Raw genomic sequence first — 8063 nt, forward strand, 5'->3', positions numbered from 1 at the left:
GGGTTGGATCGGGCTGAGCATGCGTTGTTGGGTGCGGTGGTGGCGGCGCCGGATTCGGGTGGGGTGGTGCTGACCGGACAGCTGTCGTTGAGCGCGCAGCCGTGGTTGGCCGATCATGCGGTGGGCGGGGTGGTGCTGTTTCCCGGGACCGGGTTTGTGGAGGTGGGCATCCGTGCCGGCGACGAGGTGGGGTGCGGGGTCATCGAGGAGCTGACGTTGGCGGCTCCGCTGGTGCTGCCGACTCAGGGCCAGGTGCGGGTTCAGGTTGTGGTGGGTGGGGTCGGTGAGTCCGGTGGGCGCCCAGTATCGGTGTATTCGCGTGGCGGCGAAGCTGATTCGCAGTGGGTGCTGCACGCCGAGGGGATGCTCGGGGCCGGTGACGCTGGCCCCTCGGCCGATCTGTCGGTGTGGCCGCCGGTGGGCGCGCTCAGCGTGGATATCTCGGATGCTTATGCGCGGTTGGCCGAGCGCGGCTATGAGTACGGGCGCGCGTTTCGCGGATTGAGGTCGATGTGGCGGCGCGGCCAGGAAGTGTTCGTCGAAGTTGGTGTGCCTGAGGACGCCGGGGTTGACCTTGGCGGGTTTGGGTTGCATCCGGTGTTATTCGACGCGGCGCTTCATGCGGTGGCCCTGGCCGCCGACACCGGCACCGCCCAGACACTGCTGCCGTTCTCCTGGCGCGCGGTGTCGCTACACGCTCGGGGTGCTTCGTGGGTACGGGCCCGCATCGCCCCGGTCGATGCCGACAGTGATGGTGGTGGTGGATTCTCGGTGGAGCTGGCCGACACCACGGGTGGGCCGGTGTTGTCGGTGGGTTTGCTGACCACCCGCCCGATATCGGCTGAACAGATGCGGTCGGCGGCGTCGGCCGCTGGCGGTGGCGGGTCTGGTCGGTTGTTTGAGCTGGATTGGGTGACAGCGCCGGTCCCGACCGAACCGCCGGCCGCGATGTCGGTGCTGTCCTGGGATGGTTTCGAACAATCGGCAATGCCCGCCGATGCCCCGGATGCCCCGGACGTGGTGGTGTGGGAGCTGCCGATCTCGCCCGGTGCGGTGGTGGCGGGAGTATATGCGGCCACCCATGCCGCTCTTGAGAGATTGCAATCGTGGCTGGCGCGGGACCGGGCGGCAGTGTTGGTGGTGTTGACCCATGGAGCGGTCGGGTTGGCCGGGGAAGACGTCACCGATTTGGCGGGGGCGGCGGTGTGGGGGTTGGTGCGTGCGGCGCAGGCCGAACAACCAGGGCGGATCGTGCTGGTGGACACCGACGCGCCGGTGGACGTGGCTGTGCTGGTTGGCCTCGGGGAACCCCAGCTGCTTGTGCGCAGCAGCGGGGTGTATGTGGCTCGGTTGGCCCCAGCGCCGCCGGTGCTGCGGGTACCGGCGGGAGAGTCGACGTGGCGATTGGCCGTTGGTGGTGGGGGCACGTTTGAGGATGTGGTGGTGCAACCGTGCCCGCAGGCGCACGCGCCGTTGGGTGCCGGGCAGGTGCGGGTGGCGGTGCGCGCAGCGGGGGTCACTTCCCGGGATGTGCTGGCGGTATCTGGGATGTACCTAGACCAGGCGCCGGTGCTGGGTGGTGAGGGCGCTGGGGTGGTGGGCGAGATCGGCCCTGATGTGGCCGGTGTGGCCGGCGGTGATGCGGTGCTGGGGTTGATAGAAGGAGTGGGTCCGCTGGCGGTGGTGGATCAGCGGCTGGTTTTCAAGGTGCCGTCGGGATGGTCGTTTGTCCAAGCAGCGGGTGTGCCGGTGGCGTTTTTGACCGCCTGGTATGGGTTGGCGGACCTAGCCGCCCTCAGTGCTGAGGAGTCGGTGTTGGTGCACGCCGCGACCGGGGGGGTGGGGATGGCCGCGGTGCAGTTGGCCCGGTTACGGGGGGCCGAGATTTTCGTCACCGCCAGCCGCGGTAAGTGGGACACGCTGCGCGCCATGGGTTTTGATGAGGAGCATATCGCTGATTCGCGCACGCTGGAGTTTGAGCAGAAATTCTTGGCGGTCACCGGAGGCCGTGGGGTGGATGTGGTGCTCAACGCGTTGGCCGGTGAGTTCCTCGACGCGTCGCTGCGGCTTTTGGCCGATGGTGGGCGTCTTATCGATATGGACAAGACCGACATCCGCGATCCGCAGACGATCGCCAAAACACATCCTGGTGTGTGGTACCGGGCGTTCGACTTGGCTGAGGCCGGACCGGAGCGTATCGCGGCGATACTGGTCGAATTGGGGCGCCTCTTTGAGGCCCGAACGTTACATCGGTTGCCTGTGAAGGCCTGGGATGTGCGTTGCGCCGCGGCGGCTTATCGGTATGTCAGTCAGGCCTGCCATGTCGGCAAGGTGGTGTTGACCATGCCGGGGGTGTTGGCCGATGCGTTGGCTGCGGGCACGGTGTTGATCACGGGCGGTACCGGGATGGCCGGTGCGGTGTTAGCCCGCCACGTGGTGGCTGCCTATGGGGTGCGGCATCTGCTGTTGGTGAGCCGACGTGGGATGGCCGCCGAGGGTGCCGGTGAGCTGCTGGCAGAGCTGACCCGGGCGGGGGCGCAGGTGCAGGTGGTCGCCTGTGACGTTGCTGACCGCGTGGCGGTAGCAGGGCTGTTGGACGGGTTGGCGGGGCGGTGTCCGCCGTTGACGGGGGTGATTCATGCCGCGGGGAGCCTTGATGACGCGCTGATCGGCTCGTTGACGCCGGATCGGGTGGATGCAGTATTGCGGGCCAAGGTGGATGCGGCATGGAACCTGCACGAGCTGACCTATGACATGGGGTTGCCGATGTTTGCGCTGTGCTCCTCGATCGCGGGTGTGGTGGGCACTGCGGGCCAGGGCAATTATGCGGCCGCGAATGCGTTTTTGGATGGGTTGGCCGCTCATCGGCATGCGGCGGGTTTGGCGGGAGTGTCGTTGGCGTGGGGGTTGTGGGAGCAGGCCAGCGCGATGACCGGGCATTTGACCGATCGTGATAGGGCGCGGATGAGTCGTGGCGGAGTGGCGGCGATGACCGCCGAGCAGGCCATCGAGATGTTCGATACCGCTCTAACGCTGGATCACCCCACCGTGGTGGCCGCCCGCCTAGACCAGGCGGCGCTCGCTAACCGGGCTCAAAACGCTGAACTGGCGCCGTTATTTGGCGGGCTGATCCGCCGCCCGCTGCGACGGCAGGTCAAGGGTGCCGGCTCCGGGCCAGGGCTGATGGGAGGGCGACTGGCCGGGCTAAACGACAGTGAACAACTCCGGGTGGTAAGGGAGTTGATCCTTCAGTACGCCGCAGATGTACTCGGGCGGGCGCGCGGCGATCGAGCTAAATCGACTTTCGAGAATGCCGGCTTGGACTCATTGAATGCCATGGAGATCAGAAATCTGCTTAATTCGGCCACGGGTTTGAAATTGTCGCAAACGGTTATTTTTGATTACAAAACCCCTGATCTGTTGGCCCGCCACATTGTGGATAGGCTCAATGAGCATAGGAAAAATATTCCGACCGTCGATTCGCGATCCAGCGAATCCATCGCCGAGGAATCGCGGTCGATCCTGGTTCAGGATTCGCTTGAAGCACTATTCAAGGATGCGGTTGACGCAGGACGAATGAGCGAAGGAATGCACCTGCTGCGCGCAGCATCGCGGCTCCGGCCGGTGTTCGGACCAGAGTGCGATACGGACATTTTGCCGACTGCGACGAGGTTTACCGACGGACCCAGATTGCCTCACCTGGTATTTATATGCACATCGGTATTTACCAGCGGTGTGTATGTTTATGCACGCATTGCGTCCGCATTTGAAAGCGTGAGACCTGTATCGGCTGTCCCACTTTGTGGATTCTCGGCGGGCGAACCTCTACCCAGCTCGCCCGAGGCCGCAGTGGAGTCGCTCGCGCGTGTGGTCATGGAACTGGTTGGCGACGAGCCTTTTGTTCTTGCCGGCTATTCATCGGGTGGACATTTAGCCTATGCTCTGGGTGATTACTTTGAACACACGGAGAATGTGAGTGTGGCGGGAGTGGCATTACTGGATACCTATTCAATTGAAGATGGTGAACTATTATTGTCAACGAGTAACGATCTTTTTTACACAATGTACGAAAGAACACGCGATTGGGGGTTGTATAACGGTACTAGGCTAACCGCGATGGCGGGGTGGTCTGAACTGATGCCAAGGCTATACAAAGGGCCTCTTGAAGCAGATGTACTATTTGTGCAATGCACCAGGCCTTATCTCAAGGTGCGTTCTGAGTCTGGAAGTTTAGAGTACGCTATAGCCACGCCTTGGGCACCAAAACAGACTGTACGCACGGTACCGGAGCATCATGAATCCGTAGTATTTGAAGGTGCCGAGTTAGTAGCACAAATTCTAGAAGAATGGATTGCGAGCCTCGAAATTTCACCGTAGCCCTGAGTTCTCAGGGTCCGGAAATGGTCGCATTTCATGGCGTTTAAGCTCAGCCCCGGTCTGCAGGTTCGCCACGCAGTGTAGAGCGGATCGGTTTGCGGCCGCGGTGTCCACAGGTGTCGCGAACACGGCGCCGGCAGGTATCCAGCGCCTCGTCGGTTAGCTAAGCCACGGACGGTTTGAAATACGGATACCGGCGTTGCGCCGCAATTACGGCAGATACAGTCAAGCAATGCGTCAGGCGGATCGGCCGCGGCGTGAGCCGAAGACCATTGCCAGCACGCACGTCACGGGCGGATCGCGCCTCGACGACGACGCCCGTCCCGTCGACTATCCCACCACGCTGGACTCCAGACTCTTGATGACCATCATGACGTGCCTGATGCTCACGGTGATGGTCACCCTGGACATGGCGGTCGTCAATGTGGCCCAGCGGACGTTCATCGACGAGTTCTCCTCCACCCAGGCCGTCGTCGCATGGACATCTACCGGCTACACGCTGTCGTTGGCCGCGGTGATTCCACTCACCGGCTGGGCAGCCAACCGGCTGGGCACCAAACGGCTCTCGATGGCTTCGGTGCTGCTGTTCACCTTCGGATCCTTACTGTGCGCAATGGCATCGAACATCACCCAGCTGGTGGCCTTTCGGGCGGTGCAGGGGCTTGGCGGCGGGATAGTCATACCGCTGCAGCTCATCATCCTGGCTCGTGCGGCTGGACCGGCACGGTTAGCCCGCGTGATGACGATCAGCAATATCACCGCCTTGATGGCCCCCATTTTCGGGCCCGTTCTCGGTGGCTGGTTGATCAGCTCATTCGGCTGGCAGTGGATCTTCTTGATCAACATTCCCATGGGGGCGCTCGCCTTGGCACTGGCGGTATTCGTTCTCCCCAGCGATGATTCATTGCCCGCGGAGTCACTGGACGTCCTCGGCATGATCGTGCTGTCCCCGGGGCTCGTGTTGCTTCTTTATGGGCTGTCACTGTTGCCGGAGCGCGGCACGGTCCGCGATCCGCACACCTGGGTACCGATAACCGTTGGGGTGATGCTGATCGGGGCTTTTGTTCTACACGCCCTGCGTCGGGCAGATCGTGCGCTGATCGATCTGCGACTACTGAAGAATCGGACGGTCGCTGCGGCCAACGGCACCAGGTTCGTGTCCGCCGTCACCTTCTTCGGCAGCTGCCTGCTGTTTCCCGCCTATTTCCAGCAGGTCCTCGGAAAGACACCGTTCCAGTCCGGACTACTTCTCATACCGCAATCCCTGGCCGCGGCCGTCACGGTGCCGATCGTAGGGCGGCTGATGGAAACGCGCGGACCGCGCGGCGTGGTGTTGGGCGGGACGGCCGCGAGCGTCGTGGGCATGGGCATGTTTGTCTACGGCATGAGCCGAGAGCACGTACACCTAACGGTCCTGCTGGCCGGGCTCGCGACATTCGGCGCCGGCTCCGCCTGCATGATGGTTCCGGTTTCCTGGTCGGCGGTGCACACGCTCAATTCCAGCGAGGTAGCGCACGGCTCAACGCTATTCAACGTCAATCACACCGTCGCCGCGTCCGTCGGTGCTGCGTTGATGTCGGTGATACTCACCAGCAGGTTCAACGGGAGTGCCAACATCGCCGCAGCGAGACAAGCGGATTCGATCCGGGCCGAGGCGGCCCGCCGGCTTGTGCCGCTCGACCCGGCCAAGCTGCCTTCCCAGGTTCGGCTCCCCGACTTCACCGAACACCTCACCAACGACTTGTCACTGGCCTATGCCGGTGTGTTCCTGATCGCCACGATCGTGGTCGCGGCAACCGTGGTACCCGCGTCGTTCCTACCCAAGCGGCCCGCGGCCCAGGTGGAGCTGCTACAGGTTGAGCCGTAGCAGCGAAACCGCACGCTATTCGTCGCATGCGCCCCGGGTCATGGCAACCTGCCGCAACCTCGCGATCAGCAGTTTCCGGATCGACGGTTAGCAGAACATCCCCACCGGACTAAGCCACCACGCCAGACGCCCAGATCACGCCCTCGCGCTGGTGCTGGCCTCATCGAAATCTTCCAGTCAGAGTCGCTCACCAACCCTTCCGGGACTTTGGCGCCGAACACCCTTTCAGTCGGAAGAGCCGGTTACGCTTACCAGCAGTTCGGAGAATCCCAGTCGCACACGACGATGGATGCATGAAACCCGGGATGCTGCAAGGAGTTAGCTCATGGAAGACCGTGCTGACGCCGAACGTGAATCTTTCGCCGATTCGGCGGGGTGTGGGGGTGGTGATTTCGTCGCGATTGTGGGGATGGCGTGTCGTTTTCCGGGTGCTTCGGATTTGTCGGGGTTGTGGTGTTTGTTGCGTGATGGTGTGGACGCGGTTGATGTGGTTCCGCGGGGTAGGGGTATTGGTGTTGGGCGGGCGGGTTTGATTGAGGGTTGTGGTGAGTTTGATGCGGGGTTTTTTGGGATTTCGCCGCGGGAGGCGGCGTCGATGGATCCGCAGCAGGGTTTGGCGTTGGAGTTGTGTTGGGAGGGGTTTGAGGATGCGGGGTTGGTTGTTGATCGGTTGACGCCGTTGTCGGTGGGTGTCTTTTTGGGTGTGATGGCGAATGATTTCGCGGATTTGATGGGGACTGTTCCTGATGAGCAGATTAGTCCTTATTTGCATACCGGTATGGGTCGGAGTTTGATCGCTAATCGCGTTTCTCGCGCGTTGAGTTTGTCGGGGCCGAGTTTGACCGTCGATACCGGCCAGTCGTCGTCGTTGGTGGCGGTTCATTTGGCGTGTGAGAGTTTGCGGCGTGGGGAGTGTGGGGTTGCGTTGGCTGGTGGTGTGAATTTGATTTTGTCGCGCCATCACAGTCTGCGGACGGCGAAGTTTGATGCGCTTTCCCCGGACGGGCGGTGTTATGTCTTCGATTCGCGTGCTAATGGGTATGTGCGTGGCGAGGGTGGTGGGGTGGTTGTGTTGAAATCGCTGGCTGATGCTGTTAATTCGGGTGACCGGATTTATGGCGTTATCCGGGGTAGTGCGATCAATGCGGGTAGCGCTCATGCCGGTATCACGGTTCCGTCGGAATCTGCTCAAGCCGACGTGATCACAAGCGCGTTGGCTAATGCCGGGCTGGGTCCTGAGGAGATTGGCTATGTGGAGCTTCATGGGACGGGCACTGCGGTGGGTGATCCTGTTGAGGCGGGCGCGCTTGGCGCTGTTTATGGAAATGCTCGGGGGCGGGGCGCGGCGTTGGGTGTTGGTTCGATCAAAACCAATATCGGTCATCTGGAGGGCGCGGCCGGAATCGCTGGCCTGATCAAGGCGGCCTTGTGTGTCCAGCGGCAAGAACTTGTCGCGAGCCTGAACTTCTCGAAAGCCAATCCGCGGATCCCGTTGGATGAATTACGTCTGCGGGTGTTGACCAAGCATGAGCGCTGGCCTGCCCGCAGGGGCTCGCTGTCGGTTGGTGTGTCCTCGTTTGGTATGGGCGGCAGCAATTGCCATGTCATCGTGTGCCCGCCGGCGCAGTTGGCCAAAGATGTTGTCTCGGCGCAGGTGACACCGGCCCCGGTTGTGGCCGAGGCGGGGTTGGCGCTGCCGTGGCTGGTGTCGGCTAAGACCGAGACCGGGCTGACAGCGCAGGCGGCCCGGTTGGGCTCGTATCTGGGGCAGCATCCCGGGTTGGATGCCGCCGATGTGGGGTTTTCGTTGGCCACCACG

The 8063-nt window shown here is 62.5% G+C and carries 3 protein-coding genes; all 3 read left to right on the forward strand.

Translation table 11 applies throughout. The features are described from left to right. Positions 1-4377: SDR family NAD(P)-dependent oxidoreductase (locus MSIMFI_RS27315; protein ID WP_191500042.1), on the forward strand; the 4377-nt coding region annotated here is incomplete at its 5' end. A 232-nt stretch (positions 4378-4609) separates the two neighbouring features. Continuing rightward, positions 4610-6244, forward strand: coding sequence for a DHA2 family efflux MFS transporter permease subunit (locus MSIMFI_RS27320; RefSeq protein WP_191500043.1), 1635 nt, complete (start codon positions 4610-4612; stop codon positions 6242-6244). Positions 6245-6569: 325 nt separating this feature from the next. Further along, a partial coding sequence (locus tag MSIMFI_RS27325; RefSeq protein ID WP_224770493.1) for a beta-ketoacyl synthase N-terminal-like domain-containing protein occupies positions 6570-8063 on the forward strand: 1494 nt, incomplete at its 3' end.

It is taken from the genome of Mycobacterium simulans, assembly GCF_900232995.1.
Lineage (GTDB): Bacteria > Actinomycetota > Actinomycetes > Mycobacteriales > Mycobacteriaceae > Mycobacterium > Mycobacterium simulans.

Coding starts and splice junctions, on each gene's coding strand:
- MSIMFI_RS27320 (WP_191500043.1), top strand. CDS start 4,610: ATGCGTCAGGCGGATCGGCCGCGGCGTGAGCCGAAGACCATTGCCAGC.